Raw genomic sequence first — 19,762 nt, forward strand, 5'->3', positions numbered from 1 at the left:
GAGGAGAAATGATATGAAGCGAAATCATACTATGATTCAATTTTTCGAATGGCATGTAGAAGCAGACGCTCTCCATTGGAACCGGCTGAAGGAAGCAGCTCCTGAGTTAAAAAACAGAGGGATTGACGCTGTTTGGATTCCGCCTGTTACAAAGGGCATGTCTGCGGAAGATACCGGCTATGCCCCTTATGATGTATACGACTTAGGGGAATTTGATCAAAAAGGGAGCACCGCTACAAAATACGGCACGAAAGAAGAGCTGCAGGAGGCGATAAAAGCGTGTCATGATGAGGATATTCATGTGTTTGCCGATATCGTGATGAACCATAAAGCCGGTGCAGATGACACAGAAACATTTCAAGTGATTGAAGTAGACCCGAATGACAGAACAAAAGAGATTTCCGATCCTTTTGATATAGAAGGATGGACAAAATTCACCTTTCCAGGACGTGATGATACGTATTCTTCTTTTAAATGGGGATTTGAGTATTTTAATGGGACAGACTACGACGCGATGGAGGACAGAACAGGTATTTTCCGAATTGTAGGCGATAATAAAACATGGAACGAAGCAGTTGATGATGAATTCAGCAATTACGATTATTTAATGTTTGCCAATATCGACTACCATCATCCCGAAGTCCGGGAAGAAATGATCCACTGGGGAAAATGGCTTGTAGATGCGATAAATTGCAATGGTTTCCGTTTAGACGCAATGAAACACATTAATCATGATTTTATTAACGAGTTTGCAAAAGAGATTGCCCATACATACGGGGAGGATTTTTATTTCGTCGGCGAGTTCTGGAAGCATGATTTGGAAGCATGCCGGCAATTTTTGGAGCAGGTCGATTACCATATCGATTTATTTGATGTGGCCCTGCACGATAAGCTACACGAAGCCTCTAAAGACGGCAGCGATTTTGATTTGACAACGATTTTTGATGATACACTGGTCCAATCCCATCCGCTCCACGCTGTGACCTTCGTGGATAACCATGATACGCAGCCTTACGAAGCACTTGAATCCTGGGTCGAGGATTGGTTTAAACAAAGCGCTTATGCCCTTATTTTACTGCGGGAAGGCGGATACCCATGCATTTTTTACGGTGATTATTTTGGGATTGGAGGAGAAAATCCAATCGAGGATAAAAAAGAAGCCATTGATCCGCTTCTCTATACTCGCTATCATAAAGCGTACGGTGAACAGGAAGACTACTTCGATCACCCTAGCACGATTAGCTGGGTTCGCCGCGGCATTCCGGAAATAGAGCGCTCAGGCTGTGCCGTTATCATCTCGAATGGAGACGATGGTGAAAAAAGAATGTATGCAGGAAAAGATCGTGCAGGAGAGGTCTGGGTCGACCTGACTGGAACAAGAACCGATCATATCTCCATTGAAGAAGATGGCTTTGCCGTTTTCCCTGTGAACGGAGGCAGTGTATCCGTATGGGCACTTCCAAAAGAAGACGTCGAATAATTTAGTCCCTGCAAGCCATAACTACGAGTTAAAAAGGTTAAAACCTATGCGGTTAGGGTTTTAGCCTTTTTTTACAATAGGATGCGTGTGCTTTTTTCATCTGTGATTGATATGGAATATATCGTTTTATCCTATCCCGTTCTGAAAATTCGGCCGCCAGCACTTTTTATTTCGATTCATCATTTACGCTCAGCTGAATAACATATAAAGCCCAAAGCATGAAAGAATAATCCCTCCAAAAATTTCACTATATATCCCAAGGAAGCCCTGCAGACGCCTGCCTAATAGTAAGCCAACCCATGTAAAAAGACAGCTTATAGCCCCAAAAATAAGGAGCGTAAAAATAATCGTGACGCCAGAAATACCAAGGCTGAACCCAACTGTAAAGCTATCGAGGCTGACGCTGAACGCAAGCATCCACAGCCCGAGACCGATCGGCTGCCATCTGTATTCCTCGGATGTATGAAAGGCGGAGAAAAACATATGGGCGCCGATAAAGAACAGCAGGATTCCCGATGCCAGCGCTGCCCATTGTCCAACCTGTTCTGATAACGCATGTCCAAGCAGCATGCCTGCCATCGGGAAAAGCATGTGGAGACTGCCGATTACCAGGCCAATAATAGCAATCCGTTTCAATCGCATTTTATTCATTCCTAAGCCCAGACTGATAGAGAATGCGTCCATACTTAAACCAACGGCGAGCAAGGCCAGTGAAAGTAATTCGGTAGAAAAAAACATTCATACGTCCCCCTTTGAAGCATGCTTGTACACTTTATGCTTCCAAACAGGATTATATGAATGTTTTCAGAAATATTCGTGACGGTCATTGTGGATATCTCTTCTATTACAAAGGCTATTCTTTTATAATTTGATCTGCCGCCTTTCGCAGACGATTCATGACTGCTTGACCAATTCCTTGCTCCGGGAATGTCTCGCAAACAATCTTATCCACATTGGCATGCTTAAAGAACCGCAATCCATCATATAAGGAAGAAGCGATTTCTTCTATCGTCCCGCCAAGCAGATGCACTTTTGTGTCTTCCGGAAAAATTTCAGCACTTTGATTGGATGCCAGGACGCCTATTCTGTTCCCTGCCTGCTTTTCTTTATCCACAAATGCACTAAAAGCCTGATGATTTCCTTCAAATAAATAAAGCGGAACCTCGGGTGCATAGTGTTTATATTTCATTCCAGGAGCTTTTGGACGGTCAGCAGAGGATGTAACAAGGCCTGGATCCATCATCACAGTGCCTGCTTCCGCCTCTAATTGTTCCTTTGTCACTCCGCCAGGTCGTAAAATAATCGGTATTTCTCCCGTGCAGTCAATCACTGTTGATTCCAGTCCGACACCCGTCTGTCCGCCATCAATCAGTCCGCTGATTTTTCCATTTAAATCCTCATATACATGTGCCGCTTGAGTCGGGCTCGGTTTTCCGGACACATTTGCACTGGGAGCCGCTACAGGTTTTCCTGCTGCCTGTAATAAAGCAAGCGCAATAGGGTGACTAGGGATTCGCACCCCGATCGTGGATAGGCCAGCTTTTACATTCTCTGCGCAGAAATCATTTGCTGGTAAAATATATGTTAAAGGGCCTGGTGAAAAAGCCTCCATCAATGGATATACATAATCTGGAATATATGTGACAAGCTCTTTTAGCTGCTCCGCTGACGCAACATGGGCAATCAATGGATTATCCTGCGGGCGTCCCTTTGCTTCAAATATTTTTCGGACAGCCGCTTCATTTGTGGCGTCTGCGCCCAGTCCGTAGACCGTTTCTGTTGGAAAGGCGACAACCTCTCCTTCTTTTAACAGATTTGCTGCCTCTTGAATCTCTTTGTCTATGATAGTGGTTCCATTCTTTTTCCATACTTTCGTGTGCATAACTTTTCCTCATTTCCCACAGTGTAACTGGCTGCGGCTGAGATTGCGTTTACTCGTCCCACCGAAGAGCTTTTGTAAAACTCCCGCTTCAAGAAATAAGGAAATATATCATTTCTAAGCGGGAGATAGGGCAGCCAGTAACGTCCCGATTAGTTCAACTAACATGCAGTGGATAAACTCCCACTATATGAAGTTTCACTTTATACGTTTCTATTTTAGTCGATACACAACGGAAACGCAAAAAAGCAGTATTTTTACAAACTTATGCACATTATTCACAGTTTTTATCCACAAAATGACGATAATTCACAAATACCCCCTAATTATACACATCCTGTTGTGAATAGTGTGTATAATTTTCACTTGACAAATTACGAAATAAACCATGCTAGTTATATCAAGCTTCTCTCCTTTTTCAAAAATTAGGATACCTGATACGCCCACCAATTCCCTGTTTTTTCTGAATTTATATTTTTAAATGTGACATCGCTTTCCCTTTTGAATTGTAAAGACTCTAATAAGATATCCACAACTGGGCTTTGGTTATGCACATATACACATTTTACGTTATTTTTTCTGGATATGACCAGAACAGATTCAAATACAACAAATAATTTTTCTACATGCTCTTTATTTAAATATAATTGCTTCAGCCAATACGTCGATTCATCTACCATATCCAGATTAAAGCAGCCTTCCATGCTTCCGTTGATTTCTACAACATAGCTTTCCTTTGTTAATTTTTTGCCGAAAAGCGTTCCGTTCTTTTCCATAAATTTCTCTATCAGCTCTAGTTTTGCTTCTTTAACTTGGTAGATTTGCATTTTTCCATCCTCCATTCTTTTTTTCTTGATTAAACTTAAGCTACGCTTTACTATCATCGTATGCCTCTATGAATAAATCTATGACAAGCCTAACCATTTAAATAAAAAGAATTCTACTTCCACCTCTTCTTCCTCTTCTGCTTCTGCCGCATCTCCGTCCGCTACAGAGGTGCCATTAAAGAAATCTAAAAAGCATAATGGCGGGAATAGGACACACCACCAGTTGGCGCCAGAACCTTCTCCTATCGTTACTAAAATCGCTTCATATTCCCCTGCCGGATAAAGGTAGTCTCCATATAATTTCGCCGGAAATGATACATCCTCCGCAAATTCCAGTTCAAAGTCATCATCGCTATTTTCTTTCTCCAGTGTATCTCTGACTACTTCTTCTAATTCCGGAAGCCGGTCGTCAATCAGCTGTCTTGCCTCTTCAATATCATCAATGTCCTTCACCCATTCCGTGATCACTTCATTCACTTCATCGCGGACCTTATGTTTTACATCTTGATCCTTCTCGCTGTCACTATTTGCCAGAATACGCAGCCGGATCGCTTCGTCCGGGATAACCTGATAGTCAAGCTCTTTATTTTGCAATTCTTTTGCTATACTAGCTACTGGAATAATCGATAATAATAAAAATATAAGTGCCATTGCCATCCATAATTTTTTCATAAAAAAATCTCCCTTCCATCTATCTATGAGATAGTTTGGACAAGGAGATTTCTGCTTATACAAGTTTGATAGAAATATATATTTAAAAACCGGGTATACTTTTTCGTGATTTTGGCTATGCAAATATCAGCTTAAATGGCTCGCAAATACCATTCGATCTTTTCCGTTGATATCCTGTTTGATTTCCACATGGCTGCCCGGAAAAACCTGCTGTATCCGTTTCTTTACAGATTCCCCCTGCGTATGGCCAATTTCAAAAGCCAGCAGCGTATCTTTTTTTAAGGGCAGCCGCTTCACTTGTTCGATAATCATATGATATGCTGCTAACCCATCCGCTTCTGCAAAAAGCGCCAGCTCCGGATCAAAATCACGGACGGTATCACTCAGGGCAGATGCTTCTGATTTCGCAATATACGGCGGGTTGGAAACAATCACATCAAATGGCGTGGTTTCATGAATAACCGGAGATAAAAAATCTCCCTCCAGAAATGATACATCTGCTTCCCATTGATCCGCATTCTGCTTGGCTATTTGAAGCGCCTCAACTGAAATATCGGTAGCAAAGACTTCTGCATGATTTAATTCTAATGCCAACGTAATCGCAATAACGCCGCTTCCTGTACCTATATCAACCACCCGTACAGGTCCGGTTTGCCCAGCAAGGTAATCCTTTACAGCAAGCACCAGCTCTTCTGTTTCCGGTCTGGGAATTAACACATGCTTATTCACTTGAAAGATGCGTCCATAAAATTCCTCATATCCAGTCAAATGCTGGACGGGAATTCCAGTTTCAGCATGCTTTTTTATATCTGCTTCAATCTGCATTTGTTTTTCTTCAGATACAGGGTCACGCAAAGCAAGCAGCCATTCCTGCCTGGATAATCCTAAATGATGTCTGATTAATATTTCTGCCACTTTTGGTTCTCTATTTGCCTTTTCTAAAAAAAGAGAAGCCCGGTGAAGGACTTCGTGAATTTTTGTTTGGGTCATTGATTATTCCCCAATCTGCTCTAATTTTTTCGCTTGTTCTTCCATGACAAGCGCGTCGATAAACTCATCCAGCTTGCCCTGCATAATCTGGTCCAGCTTTTGAATGGTCAAACCGATCCGATGGTCTGTCACACGGTTTTGCGGATAGTTATACGTACGGATACGCTCTGAGCGGTCTCCTGTACCAACCGCTGATTTACGATTTTCATCATATTCCGCTTGTGCTTCCTGCTGGAATTTATCATAAATACGGGCACGCAATACTTTCATTGCCTTTTCTTTATTCTTAATCTGTGATTTTTCATCCTGAATCGATACAACAATTCCTGTAGGCTCATGTGTCAAACGCACTGCTGACATAGTCGTATTAACACTTTGTCCGCCTGGTCCGCTGGAAGCAAAGGTATCTACACGAATATCCTTCTCATGGACGTCTATCTCTACCTCTTCCGCTTCAGGCAGCACCGCAACGGTTGCAGTGGATGTATGAATCCGTCCGCCAGACTCTGTTTCCGGAACACGCTGTACGCGATGGGCGCCATTTTCATACTTCAGTTTGGAATAAACGTCTGAGCCATTGATCATAAAGATGATTTCTTTATAACCGCCAACGCCTGTGGAACTAGCCTCCATCACATCGATTTTCCAGCCCTGCGCTTCTGCATAACGAGAGTACATCCGATATAAATCACCTGCAAATAAAGCAGCTTCATCTCCGCCGGCAGCACCGCGAATCTCCATAATAACGTTCTTATCATCATTCGGGTCTTTAGGAAGCAGGAGAATCTTCATTTGTTCCTCCAGCTCTTCTTTTCTGGACGATAATTCAGATACTTCCATCTTGGCCATTTCCAGCATTTCATTATCTGATTCATCTTCCAGCATTTCTTTCGCATCTGCCAGTTGTGATGTCACTTCTCTATACTCACGGTGAGCCTGGACAACGTCCTCCAGTCCAGCCTGCTCTTTCGAATACTCACGCAGCTTTTTTGTATCACTGATTACTTCCGGATCACTTAACATTTCATTTAATTTATTATACCGATCTTCTAGTGCTTGCAAACGATCTAACACAAGAATACACCTCTTTCTCCATAACAGTCTTATTATATTATAAGGGAGCATCCGGGTCAATTGCACACCTGATAAGAAGATATTGCACTGCTGCCGGCAAAAAAATACCTATAGACGCAGCACGTTTTATACGCGGTCAGTCTACAGGCATTCTTTTCTGATTTCTTCTCTATTTAACGGCATAAACAGCATCCTCATAATTTCCCTTCCAGTTCCTTATTTTTCTAAAAATGAAAAGTTTCTTTTTTAACCGCTACCTGCCAATTCCTTCTTTTTTCTGCATGATATGCGGCTCTTTTCGGCTTGTATGAAGTACATATACTTCTCTGCCCAAATCGTATCGGTGAATCTCCTGACATATTTTCATTGCCTCTGGAGAGTTGGAGAATTTTTTCAAAGGGTCCATGTCATCTAAAATACGTTCACTGTGATCATTGGTATGTGCCTGAACTACTTCAATCAAAACCCATTGTTCGGGAAATGCATGACGCACTTCTTCCCACTTCAATGTATTCACCTCCAGAATGATACATAGTATATTTATATTGTATCACGAGAAGGAATAGTGTAATAGCACTTGTGCAAAAATTACGATAACTTTCACAATTTCTTTTTGAAAGAAATTGTGCTGAAGAAAACCGATTTATCCAAAAAGAAACCCAAGCTAATTTGGATTTCTTTTGTAGGAAACGTATCTTATATAATATACTACCGAGCATATTACTATTTACTTTTAAATAAATCTTCCTTTTCCTCCGCCTGTATTATGCAGCAGTCCAGCTCCAATAACATAACAATGTTTTAAAAGAACCGGCCAAATGTTATCACATCCGTACAATAACAGCTCCGCCGCCGCTTCCTTGAACACATTTGGTATCTTCTTGATTATGCATAGATTGCAGCAGTCGATTATTCTGTGCGATCAAGTAGTTGAGCTGCTCCAATTGGCTTCTTACATCCATCATCATCTGCATCATGTATTGCATATCTGGCGATGCATCATGATAAGAAGCGGAATGGGCTTTATATAGATTGCTTCCCGGTCTTTGGCTGGCTGTATCCTGAACAGGAAGTTCATAGCCTGATCCATAGTTATCACCTTGTATTTGCGTTTCCACACCTGCGTCCTGTGCGCTATTGCTCCGTTGGCTCTGATATTCCTTTTGCTGGGTATACCCTCCCTGATTTTGACGGTAAGGGTGCCAGCCGGGCGAATAGGGATAGTGAAAAGACATCCGTTAACCTCCTCTCATCCTATATCCAGTGTATTCGCCCGTTCTTTCCATGTGTGCAACGACCTGAAATTGATTAATTAGCCCGATTTGTGAATTATTTTATTCATTTACACTTAAAGTGGGATAGTAAAATAATATTGTATTACTATTGACTATTTGACATTAATGTTAATTCATCTATATTAATAATGGCCTTCATTTGCCGTAACAGGTCTAAACCAATGATTCCATCCAACTCAAAACCGTAATTCATAGCGCCGATTTCCAATACAAATTTTCTTACTGAAATATCTCCTATTTTTACTATATCAACAGTCTTTGAATATACAAATTCTGATCCTCCAACACCACTGATACGATAAATAATATCATCTTCTTCTGCTACGCTCCCAATTAATTCAGCTAAACCTGTAGATACAACACGATTCACTCAACTGCCAATGGTTTTAATTGGGTAAGTAATCGCAAAAGCCATTCTATGGAAGAGAGTAATCAATGCGCCTTCCCACAACTCTAACCTAATCCTGCAAGGTGGCGAGGAGGAATCTCAACAAAATGAGGTTTCATTATATAAAAAACTGCCGAATATATAGAATCGGCAGTTTTCATATTAACTATTTGCTTGTTTTACAACATGTTGTGCTACATTTACCTCTGGTTTATTAGGTACTTCATGATGATGACGGCAGCGCGGTTCATAGGATTCTGAAGCTCCTACCAGAATGACAGGGTCATCGTAGGAAGCAGGTTTTCCATCAATCAGCCGCTGTGTTCTGCTGGCAGGCGAACCGCATAATGGACAGATGGCATTTAATTTCGTCACCGATTCAGATAAAGCCATCAGCTGTGGTACGGGTTCAAAAGGAACTCCTCGAAAATCCATATCCAGGCCGGCAACAATGACACGGATATCCCGGCGAACAAGCTCCTCGATGACATCAATGACATTGTTATTGAAAAATTGTACTTCATCAATCGCCACAATCTCTACATCGGGCTTTATTTCCTCTAAAATTTCAGCCGCATCCTTGATTGATTTTGCAATAGTAGTTCTGCCATCATGAGAAACAACTGCTGTTTCATCATAACGGTTATCAATAGCCGGTTTAAATACACATACATCTAGATGCGCATACGTTGCTCTTCTGACACGACGTATTAATTCTTCTGATTTTCCGGAAAACATGCTTCCGCAAATTAATTCTACCCAGCCATTTCGCTTCATTATATGCATTTGGAGAAACTCCTCTCGCGAATAAGTATAACTATTTTTAATGAGAAGCTCAGGCAGCACTCTCAACTATCTTCTATTATATGATAAATGAAAAAAACTTATTTTTCATATTTTATCGCATTAAAAGTAAAAAAACAGGCAAAATGAGACATTTTGCCTGTCCTTTCCAGTTCCATTCCTTATAAAAATTCTTCGTAACCGGTAGACGGTTCATCAGAAAATTAGTTAAGGTTATATTTTTTCTTAAAGCGATCCACACGGCCGCCGACTTTGTCAGCTTTTTGCTTACCAGTGTAGAATGGATGTGAATCAGAGCTGATTTCAACTTTTAATAGAGGGTATGTGTTTCCATCTTCCCACTCAATTGTTTCGTCTGATTCTTTTGTAGATCCGCTTAAGAACTTGTAATTCGTGCTAGTATCAAGAAAAACTACTTTTCTGTACTCTGGATGAATTTCCTTTTTCATGTTCTTCTACTCCTTTTTGCCCTGAGTCCCTTGGAAACAGAGTTATTCGAAGAGTCGTTCGCGATGCAATGCACCCTACCTAAACTCACATAGAAAGATTATAACAGTGTATAGAATGAAATGCAATAGAAGTTATTAACAAAAGACAAGATGAATCTGGTTCTATTGACGATTCATTCCTTTTCGTTTCATTTCTTCGTCCATCAGCTGCAGGAATTCTTCGTTATTCTTAGAATTCTTCATCCGTTTTAAGAAGCGGTCTAAGAAATCATTGGAATCCTGCATGGTTTTCCGCAGCAGCCACATTTTATCTAAATGTGCTTTATCTACCAGGAGCTCTTCTTTCCGGGTTCCTGAACGCAGAATATCGATAGCAGGGAAGATTCGGCGGTCTGCAAGATGACGATTCAGGTGCAGTTCCATATTCCCTGTTCCTTTAAATTCTTCATAAATCACATCATCCATACGTGAACCGGTGTCTACCAGCGCTGTCGCTAAAATGGTAAAGCTGCCACCTTCTTCAATATTTCTTGCCGCACCAAAGAATCGCTTTGGACGGTGGAAGGCTGCCGGATCGATACCGCCGGATAAGGTACGTCCGCTTGGAGGGATAACTAAGTTATATGCCCGGGCCAAGCGTGTAATACTATCCATCAGAACGATGACATCACGCTTGTGCTCGACAAGACGCATGGCTCGTTCTAACACAAGCTCAGACACTTTGATATGGCTCTCAGGAACTTCATCAAAAGTAGAAGAAACGACATCAACGTCCGGACCTACAGAACGTTCAATATCGGTTACTTCCTCTGGACGCTCATCCACCAGCAGAATAATCAGTTTGGCATGCGGATGATTTTGAGAGATGCTGTTTGCAATCTCTTTAATCAGCATCGTTTTCCCAGCTTTTGGCGGTGCGACAATCAAACCGCGCTGTCCAAAACCGACTGGTGTCATTAAATCCATAATACGTGTAGATAACTGGTTTGTTTCTGGTTCTAACCTGATTGGCCGATTTGGGTAAAGTGCTGTTAAAGCTGGAAAATGAACACGTTCTTTGGAAGAATCGGGGTCTTCATCATTCACTGCATCGACATGCAACAGACCGTAATAACGTTCATTTTCCTTCGGCGGACGTACTTTTCCCGATACTTTATCTCCATTTCTCAAATCAAAACGACGGATTTGGGAAGCAGAGATATAGATGTCCTCTGCACTTGGAGAATAATTAATCGGACGAAGGAATCCAAATCCTTCAGAAGGAATAATTTCTAAGATTCCATCCATAAATAAAAATCCATCTTTTTCCGCCTGCGCTTTTAATATTGCAAAAATTAGCTCTTTCTTTGTCAGCTTTGCATAATATGAAATTTTATAATCTTTCGCAAGTGCATAAATCTCTTTTAACGTCATTGTCTCTAAACTAGAGATTGTCAGTGTTGCCATTAAATCACCACGCCTGTTCTAGGTTCTTTTATATATTTTTAATAGGACGAATAAACATTGTCCCATCTTTTCATACAGCTTCTGTATTTTATGATGAACGATTTGATGGAGTACATCATTTCTATCTTTCGCCATAGCTGATCGTTTGTTTACCTGTTGCCGTCTTATTGTGTATACGCTTCATTAGAATTTCATCCACTAAAGATTTCAATCAAATGGAGAAAAAACGGATGATTGATTCGTTGACAGCTTATCATTCGTTTCCCATTTTTCGGAAACGATATGTATCTGGTATTATTTTTAAATCTTTCTAACTTCCTTTTTCATCTATCATCGTCTTGACTGTAAAAGTACCATTTTCGTCATGGTATGCAAAACGGATTTCCTTATAATGATATGGAAGGAGTACTAAGAAGACCTGCTCTGGCTGACAGAAGCAGTTAGAAGCTGTGATATTGCCGCAGATGTCTGGAGATAACAGACACAATCCATGTTATTTATCGGACTGACAGTACTTTTCAGGAAGACGGGTCATCAGAGTTGCGTCTTTTGGTAAGAGTACGGTATCTCTGTAAAATGAAACTTCCCTTTCTATTTCCCTGTCAGACTTTTATCAAATTGCTTGGTTTGACTAAACATCTATTATCATACTCTTTTACGAATAAAGATTCAATAGACTTTTTTGTCAAAAATAGAGGAATTTTATCAGGTTAACTATGACTTTTATCTATGATTCTGAAGTTATCGAAAATATACTCATCTTGCAGGCTTTTTCGACAATAGAAGTTATTTGAGGATAGGTGTATCTTTTCTATCACTGCGTTTAAAAATATTCAGGAAAACGATACATCGATAAGAAGTATTTGACAGGCTGCCTGAATACCCTCAAAACATGCTATATAATAAAAGAGAAGGAAGCGGCTTCTCTTTTAGAGGTTGTTTAAAAAGCAAATAAAAGGACTTGCCGGCTTAAATTACAGCAGCTGCAGGGATTGGAGCCCCGCGCTGTAAAATTCGATGTGTCCTTTTATTCCGCTTTTTAACCGTCTCTTTTACGTATTCTGATCTTGATAAATTTCTGATTCAGTCATTTCTTCCCGCCAAATGGTTGCTCCGAGAGAAGAAAGCTTGTCCGTCAAATTCTCATAGCCGCGATCAATATGATCCAAACCGGTAATCTCCGTTACGCCATTTGCAAGCAGTCCGGCAATTACCAGAGCTGCTCCGGCACGAAGGTCACTGGCTTTTACCTTTGCACCTTCTAATTGAGTCGGGCCAGAAACAATCACGGATCCGCCCTCCACTTTTATTTCCGCATTCATCCGGCGAAGCTCATCAATATGCTTTAATCGCGCAGAATAAATGGTATCGATAATCACACCAGAATACCCCGCCTGTGTCAATAGTGTTGTAAGCGGCTGCTGCAGGTCAGTCGGAAAGCCGGGATAAACCAATGTCTTGATATCCACACTGCTTAATGATTTTGTTCTCGCAACATATAATTGGTCATTGTGTGATTCAATATTTACATTCATTTCCCGCAGTTTCGCAATCAATGATTCCATATGCTGCGGAATAACATTGTCAATAATCACTTCTTTCCCCATTGCAGCGGCTGCAATAGCATACGTACCCGCTTCAATACGGTCAGGAATAATGGTATGCGTACAACCGTGTAAGGAAGGAACCCCGTCGATACGAATCACATCTGTTCCAACACCTTTGATTTTGGCACCCATATTGGTTAATAGCGTTGCAACATCAATAATCTCGGGCTCTTTTGCAGCATTTTCAATGATTGTTTGTCCTTTTGCCTTTACCGCGGCCAGCATAATATTAATGGTAGCCCCAACACTGACGACATCCAAATAAATGCGTGCACCGCGCAGCTCTTTGGCACGTAAATAAATCGCACCCTGCTCATTTGTTACCTCAGCACCTAATGCTTCAAATCCTTTAATATGCTGGTCTATTGGGCGCGGCCCCAGGTAGCAGCCTCCAGGCAAACCAATAACTGCTTTATTAAATTTTCCAAGCATGGCACCCATGAAATAATAGGATGCACGTAATTTTTTGACTCTTCCGTTCGGCAATGGCATGGCAATCATTTTCTCTGGATGGATCGTCATATCCTGACCGTCCCGGGATACTGTTCCGCCAATTTCTTCTAACAGCTGACCTAACGTATCTACATCCGAAATATCCGGCAACCCTTCAATCGTTACTGTAGAATCTGCAAGAATAGCTGCAGGCAATAAAGCTACTGCACTATTTTTTGCACCGCTGATGTGAACTTCTCCAGATAATTCATGCCCACCCTCAATTAATAACTTTTGCATGTAAAAACCTCGTTCCTATGGAAGTTATGATCCACAAGTTGTTTTTGTTTATTCAGATGCATATCATCTTTACCCTTTTCTTATTGTCTGTCTTTTTTCCAACTCTATGCAATTATTTTTGATTATTCCAGTCTGCTAAGAATTTTTCAATTCCCTGATCCGTTAATGGATGCTTGACTAAGGATGACAGAACGTTGAATGGAATGGTTGCAATATGCGCTCCGTTTAATGCAGCATCTGTAACATGAATTGGATGACGGATAGATGCAGCAATGATTTCAGTCTGAATCTGATGACGGTCAAAAATAGCTGCTACATTAGCTATCAATTCCATTCCATCCTGTCCAATATCATCTAATCTTCCCAAGAAAGGAGATACATAGGTTGCTCCAGCACGTGCTGCAAGCAATGCCTGATTCGCATTAAAAATCAATGTCACATTGGTTTTGATATTTAAATCGCTGAACACCTTAACCGCTTTCAATCCTTCAAGGGTCATCGGTACTTTTACCGTAATATTCGGTGCGATGGCTGCCAGTTCTTTCCCTTCTTCTATCATGCCCTCTGCGTCTTCAGCAATTACTTCTGCACTGACTGATCCAGAAACTTCTTCTGTGATTTCACGCAAGCGGTCATGAAAAGAAACCCCTTCTTTTGCTACAAGACTTGGGTTGGTTGTAACACCAGCCAGTATTCCAAGCTTATTCGCTTCTTTGATATCTTCAATATTAGCTGTATCAATGAAAAATTTCATTCAAATTACCTCCCTGAGATTTTGCAGCAAAAGCTGCACCATCGGTACAGCTTTTGCCTGATATATTTTTATTGATGTGATTAAAAAGTTTTCTTATCTGCTCTTTTTAACACATATTTTTAATGAAATCAATTATGCATTATTAGAAGAACCAAATTCACGCATTTTACCGATTACGGTTTCTTTAATCGCTGCAGTACCTGGTCCTAAATATTTACGCGGATCATATAAATCCGGTTTTTGTGCTAATGTTTCACGAATTGCTTTAGTCTGGGAAATTTGATTCTCTGTATTCACATTGATTTTAGCAGTTCCTAAAGAAATTGCTTTTTGAATATCTTTTGTAGGAATTCCTGTACCGCCGTGAAGTACTAATGGCACATTAACTAACTCCAGGATTTCTTTCATTTCTGTGAATCCTAAGTTAGGCTCTCCTTGGTATGGGCCATGAACGGAACCTAGTGCCGGCGCTAAGCAATCTACTCCTGCTTCTGTCACAAGACGCAGACATTCTTCTTTATCTGCATAGTTAATTCCGCCGATAACACCATCTTCTTCTCCACCTACAGTACCAACCTCTGCTTCAACAGATACACCATGGATATGAGCAAGTTCAACCACTTTCTTTGTTACTTCGATATTTTCTTCGATCGGCGAGTGCGATCCGTCTATCATGACAGAAGTAAATCCTGCATGGATTGCTTCTGCACAGCTTTTAAAGCTGGATCCGTGATCTAAATGAATGGCAACAGGCACAGTTGTACCATATGAATCCATTAAAGATTTTACCATAGCAACTACGACATTATAGCCGCCCATATATTTTCCAGCACCCTCAGAAACACCAAGAATTACTGGTGACTTTTCTTCTTGAGCTGCTTGGAGAATACCTTGGATATATTCCAGGTTGTTAATATTAAACTGACCTACTGCATATCCATTTTCTTTTCCTTTTTCGAGCATTTCTTTCATTGATACTAAAGGCATACCAAGTTCCTCCTTCAAATTGTCCGCATGAATTTCTGACAACATTCATTACAATATAAGAATACCAATTTCAAGACTTTATCGCAACAAAGTAGCAGTGATTCATTCGTTTTTCTTCAAAATTTCTTCCACAACATGACATAGTTTTGCAACATTGAATGGCTTCGAAATAATTTCCTCAGGTAAGTTTTCCCCCAGTTCCTGTTTTGCAACTTCCGGCAAACCAGTAATGATGATAGTTTTTGCTTCTACCCTCATCTGCTTTATTTTTTGCATGACAGCCTTTCCGTTGTAAACAGGGATATGATAATCCAGAACTACCAAATCGCAAGGGGACTCTGATAAATGTTCAACCGCTTCTTTTCCGTTCTTTGCAAGTGAAGTACGATAACCGGCTGTTTGAAAAACTTCTTGAAGCAACATGCGAATTCCTATTTGGTCATCAACAATGAGGATTGATTGTGTCATACTTACCCTCCGATATATTTAATTTTTGTTTTAAATTTAAAATTCGATATATTTATTTAAATTCCTGCTTATTTATATGGATTTGTTTTTTTACCCCCTATTTTAACAAGAATCATTTTACGGCTAAAACCGCAGCACCCGATGGCAGTTTCCACCATTCATTTAGATGTGTATTCACAGGTGAAAATTATACACCACCGCTCATCATTCCTCCCGGCCTTTTGCCAGCCAAAGCAGCCATTGTCTCCATGAGATCCAGCTCCTTTCGCTATTTTCAATAAACCTTATTCTTCCAAAAAACAGGGGATAAGATTTACATAACACAATGGTGAATCAGCCGTTTTTTCTCCGGCACTATGGGATAGTATAGGTGCAATTGCTTCTGTGATGTATTTCTGCCCACGGAAAATACTTTAACCATACTTTAGCATAGTTGTCGAGGAAATTGTTCCTATATTTTTATTTTGATAAGCGATTAAAGTACTTATACTTGCTGCTAACCCAGCGTGAATACAAAAAAAGATACTCATCTGTGATAGATGAATATCTCCTTTTTGCTTTTATCATTTATTTTTTATTTTCCACAGCCGCGCCGATAAATCCTTTGAACAATCCTTGCGACCTGGTTGGACGAGAAGTGAACTCCGGATGGAATTGACATGCAATAAACCAAGGATGATCCTGGATTTCAATTGTCTCTACAAGGCGTCCATCCGGGCTAGTCCCAGAGAAAACAAGCCCTTTTTCTGCCATTTGCTCCCGATACACATTATTGAATTCATAACGATGGCGATGTCTTTCTTCCACTACCTCTTCACCGTCATACGCTTCTTTTGTTTTCGTGCCTTCTGTTAAATGGCATGGATATAATCCAAGACGCAATGTACCGCCTAAGTCTTCAATATCCTTTTGCTCTGGAAGCAGGTCAATAATCGGGTATGGCGTTCCCGGATTAATTTCTGCAGAATGTGCGCCTTCTAAGCCTGCTACATTTCTGGCAAACTCCACAGTAGCCAGCTGCATGCCTAAGCAAATTCCAAAGAACGGGATTTTGTTTTCACGCGCGTAACGAATCGCATGGATTTTCCCATCGATACCACGGTCACCGAATCCGCCAGGAACGATAACCCCGTCTACTTTCGATAATGCTGTTTCAATCTCTGCTTCTGATAATAATTCAGAGTTGATCCAATGAATATTGACATTCGCATCAAAATCATACCCGGCATGCTTTAAGGATTCAACAACAGAAAGATAAGCATCAGGAAGTTCTACATATTTCCCGACCAGACCAATCTCGACTTTTTTAGACAGGTTACGAACCTTATTAATGAGTTCCTTCCAGTCGTCCATGTCTGCATCTTGGCAATCTAACCCAAAATGGTTGCAAACAATCTGATCCATATTTTGCTCCTGTAAAGCAATAGGAACTTGATACAGCGTATCTGCATCCATCATTTCAATAACCGATTTTTCATTGATGTCACAGAATAAAGCAATCTTTTCTTTCATTTCCTTAGTAATTGCCATTTCGGTACGTAATACAATCACATCTGGCTGGATTCCAAGAGAACGGAGCTCTTTTACACTATGCTGTGTCGGCTTTGTTTTCACTTCGCCTGCAGCTTTAATGTAAGGAACAAGCGTACAATGGATGTACATTACACTATTCCGGCCAACATCACTTTTAATTTGGCGGATAGCTTCTAAGAATGGCAGTGACTCAATATCGCCGACAGTTCCGCCGATTTCTGTAATAACAACATCTGCACCAGTAGCTTCACCTGCACGGAATACCTGGTCTTTGATTTCATTGGTAATATGCGGGATAACCTGTACTGTTCCGCCAAGGTAATCGCCGTGACGTTCTTTGCGGATGACACTGGAATATACTTTCCCTGTTGTAATATTGCTGTATTTATTTAAGTTGATATCAATAAAGCGTTCATAATGTCCAAGGTCTAAATCTGTTTCAGCGCCATCTTCGGTCACGAATACTTCCCCGTGCTGATAAGGACTCATTGTCCCAGGGTCTACGTTGATGTACGGATCAAATTTTTGAATCGTTACTTTTAATCCGCGGTTTTTTAATAAACGTCCTAATGAAGCTGCTGTAATCCCTTTTCCAAGCGATGATACTACGCCGCCAGTTACAAAAATATACTTTGTCACTTGTTCTCATCCTTCTTTCTTTATTTTATGTTGTGCATTGATTAAGTGATTCAGGGAGTTTGCGCCCGTTATCTCTCGCCCGAATACATTTATTTTGAGGCGGGAGGTTTACGTGGGCTTATCCGTGATAAAATTGGCCGTTCTTTGGAAATGATTGTCCTGTCAATAGTATTTACATAGATGGTAAAAGCTATCACACAAGACTATTTCAATTTATTTCTCTATCTAATAAGAAAAGCGTTTCCCCTCTCATCTCTCAGGGGAAACGCTTTGTAATTATATTCAAAGAGCCCAATAAAGATTCTACTGTTAGTCTATGTAAATGTCAAGCACTGAAAAAAACATGTTTTTCTCCTGTCACGTTCCTGCTTTATTTTGAACTACCCCCACTTACCAACCTTCAAGGTTGCTTGAAGTGGGAGATTCCTAAGAACACCAACCTACCGGTCAGTTATGGATTAGGCTATCCCCGCAGTCCCTGCGGTTAATCGTAATGCTTCTTTACGAAGATTCCTGCTTGCGTTAATATCTCTTTGGTGATGGCATTGGCATATACCGCATGTCCACTCACGCAAAGCGAGATTTTTAACGTCTGGGTTTGGGTGTCCACAATTGGAACAAAGCTGACTGGATGGATAGTTTTTATCAACCGTAACAACCTGCTTTCCATACCAGACCGCTTTATATTCCAGCATCGTTCGGAACGCTGACCAGGATACATCGCTAATCGCTTTCGCAAGATTTTGATTCTTTAACATGTTTTTTACAGACAAATCTTCTATTCCGATGATATCGTGGTTTTTGATTATCTCGGTGGAGATTTTATCTAACATGTCTTTTCTTTTATTCACAATTTTTTCGTGAAGCCGAGCTACTTTTCGTTTTTGTTTCTGCCAATTTGCTGAGTCTGTTTGTCTTCTGGACAGAATCACTTGCGCTTTTGCCAATTTCTCTTCTAATGTCCGGAAAAACCTTGGATTTTCATACACCGTTCCATCAGAAAGGGTTGCAAAATCGGTTATTCCGACATCGATGCCTACAGAGGAACCTGTCTTTTCATCGTATGCAACTTCCGTTTCCGCTACAATCGAAACAAAGTACTTACCAGAAGGATTGCGCCGGATCGTTGCATTGATAATACGTCCTTCCACTTCCCGACTTTTGGCAAAACGAACCAATCCGAGCTTAGGCAGTTTGATATGTTTATCCAATACCGCAATGTTTCCATTGACATGTTTCGTGGTATACGATTGAACAGGATTCTTTTTTGATTTAAAACGAGGTGCCTTATTCCGCTTCTTATAATAGCGCGTATAGGAATCATTCACATTTTCCACCGCTTTTTGAAGGGCAATACTATCGACTTCTTTGAGGAAGGGATAGTTTTTCTTCAATTCTGGAACCGCTTTGATCGCTTTATTTTTATTGAAAAATTCGCCTTTCCAATTATTTTGAAGAAGCTGTCCATTTTGTACCATTTCATTCACCGTATGCCAATAGTGGTCTTTTTCTTTTTGTTTTCCTGTAAAATAGTTGTAGACAAAGCGGGAGCAGCCGATTGTCTTATGAATGAAGGTGATTTGTTTTTTGTTCGGATAGATACGAAAACGAAATGCTTTTTTTACTTTCATGGCTTCTTACCTCCTCCTGTCTATTATATCAGAAGAAGGATGATTTTGGAACACTTGTTCGATTTTATATTGAACAAGTGAGACACTCCTAAGCAATCTTTTGTGCA

At 40.6% G+C, this 19,762-nt stretch carries 19 protein-coding genes; 1 reads left to right on the forward strand and 18 read right to left on the reverse strand.

Going from position 1 to position 19,762, the window contains the following annotated elements:
• Window positions 1–13: 13 nt before the first annotated feature.
• The gene (locus MKY65_RS20970; protein WP_339180372.1) at window positions 14–1,480 is read left to right on the forward strand and encodes an alpha-amylase; all 1,467 of its coding nucleotides are present in this window, start codon (window positions 14–16) and stop codon (window positions 1,478–1,480) included.
• 189 nt (window positions 1,481–1,669) lie between these two features.
• Here MKY65_RS20970 and MKY65_RS20975 read toward each other — a convergent pair whose 3' ends face one another.
• The 18 genes from MKY65_RS20975 to tnpB form a co-directional block, all read right to left on the reverse strand.
• Complete coding sequence (locus tag MKY65_RS20975; RefSeq protein WP_339180375.1) at window positions 1,670–2,218, reverse strand: manganese efflux pump MntP family protein; 549 nt, start codon at window positions 2,216–2,218, stop codon at window positions 1,670–1,672.
• 115 nt (window positions 2,219–2,333) lie between these two features.
• Window positions 2,334–3,362 carry an L-threonylcarbamoyladenylate synthase gene (locus MKY65_RS20980; RefSeq protein WP_339180377.1) on the reverse strand — a complete coding sequence of 343 codons (1,029 nt, stop codon included), beginning with the start codon at window positions 3,360–3,362 and terminating at the stop codon, window positions 2,334–2,336.
• Between the two features lie 422 nt (window positions 3,363–3,784).
• A complete protein-coding gene (locus tag MKY65_RS20985; protein WP_042529482.1) occupies window positions 3,785–4,186 on the reverse strand; it encodes a hypothetical protein in 402 nt (133 codons plus the stop codon).
• A gap of 78 nt (window positions 4,187–4,264) precedes the next feature.
• Entirely contained in the window at window positions 4,265–4,858 is a 594-nt protein-coding gene (gene spoIIR, locus MKY65_RS20990; RefSeq protein WP_339180380.1) for a stage II sporulation protein R, read from the reverse strand.
• A 126-nt stretch (window positions 4,859–4,984) separates the two neighbouring features.
• Window positions 4,985–5,848, reverse strand: coding sequence for a peptide chain release factor N(5)-glutamine methyltransferase (gene prmC, locus MKY65_RS20995; RefSeq protein ID WP_339180381.1), 864 nt, complete (start codon window positions 5,846–5,848; stop codon window positions 4,985–4,987).
• Between the two features lie 3 nt (window positions 5,849–5,851).
• Window positions 5,852–6,922, reverse strand: coding sequence for a peptide chain release factor 1 (gene prfA, locus MKY65_RS21000; protein ID WP_042529476.1), 1,071 nt, complete (start codon window positions 6,920–6,922; stop codon window positions 5,852–5,854).
• A gap of 253 nt (window positions 6,923–7,175) precedes the next feature.
• Window positions 7,176–7,430, reverse strand: coding sequence for a hypothetical protein (locus MKY65_RS21005; RefSeq protein WP_339180383.1), 255 nt, complete (start codon window positions 7,428–7,430; stop codon window positions 7,176–7,178).
• Between the two features lie 316 nt (window positions 7,431–7,746).
• Entirely contained in the window at window positions 7,747–8,157 is a 411-nt protein-coding gene (locus MKY65_RS21010; RefSeq protein ID WP_339180384.1) for a hypothetical protein, read from the reverse strand.
• Window positions 8,158–8,302: 145 nt separating this feature from the next.
• Window positions 8,303–8,587, reverse strand: coding sequence for a hypothetical protein (locus tag MKY65_RS21015; RefSeq protein WP_339180387.1), 285 nt, complete (start codon window positions 8,585–8,587; stop codon window positions 8,303–8,305).
• 180 nt (window positions 8,588–8,767) lie between these two features.
• Window positions 8,768–9,391: a thymidine kinase gene (locus MKY65_RS21020; RefSeq protein ID WP_339180389.1), complete on the reverse strand. Its 624-nt coding sequence runs from the start codon at window positions 9,389–9,391 to the stop codon at window positions 8,768–8,770.
• A 221-nt stretch (window positions 9,392–9,612) separates the two neighbouring features.
• Window positions 9,613–9,858, reverse strand: a complete 246-nt coding sequence (locus tag MKY65_RS21025; RefSeq protein ID WP_042529468.1) for a type B 50S ribosomal protein L31 — start codon at window positions 9,856–9,858, stop codon at window positions 9,613–9,615.
• Window positions 9,859–10,020: 162 nt separating this feature from the next.
• The gene (gene rho / locus MKY65_RS21030) at window positions 10,021–11,304 is read right to left on the reverse strand and encodes a transcription termination factor Rho (RefSeq protein ID WP_339180391.1); all 1,284 of its coding nucleotides are present in this window, start codon (window positions 11,302–11,304) and stop codon (window positions 10,021–10,023) included.
• A gap of 1,052 nt (window positions 11,305–12,356) precedes the next feature.
• Window positions 12,357–13,643 carry a UDP-N-acetylglucosamine 1-carboxyvinyltransferase gene (locus MKY65_RS21035; protein WP_042529464.1) on the reverse strand — a complete coding sequence of 429 codons (1,287 nt, stop codon included), beginning with the start codon at window positions 13,641–13,643 and terminating at the stop codon, window positions 12,357–12,359.
• A gap of 112 nt (window positions 13,644–13,755) precedes the next feature.
• Entirely contained in the window at window positions 13,756–14,397 is a 642-nt protein-coding gene (gene fsa, locus MKY65_RS21040) for a fructose-6-phosphate aldolase (RefSeq protein ID WP_042529462.1), read from the reverse strand.
• A gap of 132 nt (window positions 14,398–14,529) precedes the next feature.
• Window positions 14,530–15,384: a class II fructose-1,6-bisphosphate aldolase gene (gene fba, locus MKY65_RS21045; protein WP_042529460.1), complete on the reverse strand. Its 855-nt coding sequence runs from the start codon at window positions 15,382–15,384 to the stop codon at window positions 14,530–14,532.
• A 102-nt stretch (window positions 15,385–15,486) separates the two neighbouring features.
• On the reverse strand, window positions 15,487–15,852 hold the full coding sequence (locus MKY65_RS21050; protein WP_042529458.1) for a response regulator: 366 nt from the start codon (window positions 15,850–15,852) through the stop codon (window positions 15,487–15,489).
• Between the two features lie 567 nt (window positions 15,853–16,419).
• A complete protein-coding gene (locus MKY65_RS21055) occupies window positions 16,420–18,024 on the reverse strand; it encodes a CTP synthase (protein WP_339180397.1) in 1,605 nt (534 codons plus the stop codon).
• Window positions 18,025–18,482: 458 nt separating this feature from the next.
• Window positions 18,483–19,655, reverse strand: a complete 1,173-nt coding sequence (gene tnpB, locus MKY65_RS21060; protein WP_339180399.1) for an IS200/IS605 family element RNA-guided endonuclease TnpB — start codon at window positions 19,653–19,655, stop codon at window positions 18,483–18,485.
• Between the last annotated feature and the right edge of the window lie 107 nt (window positions 19,656–19,762).

This window comes from Oceanobacillus sp. FSL W7-1293, from assembly GCF_037969815.1.
Classification (GTDB): domain Bacteria; phylum Bacillota; class Bacilli; order Bacillales; family Amphibacillaceae; genus Oceanobacillus; species Oceanobacillus oncorhynchi.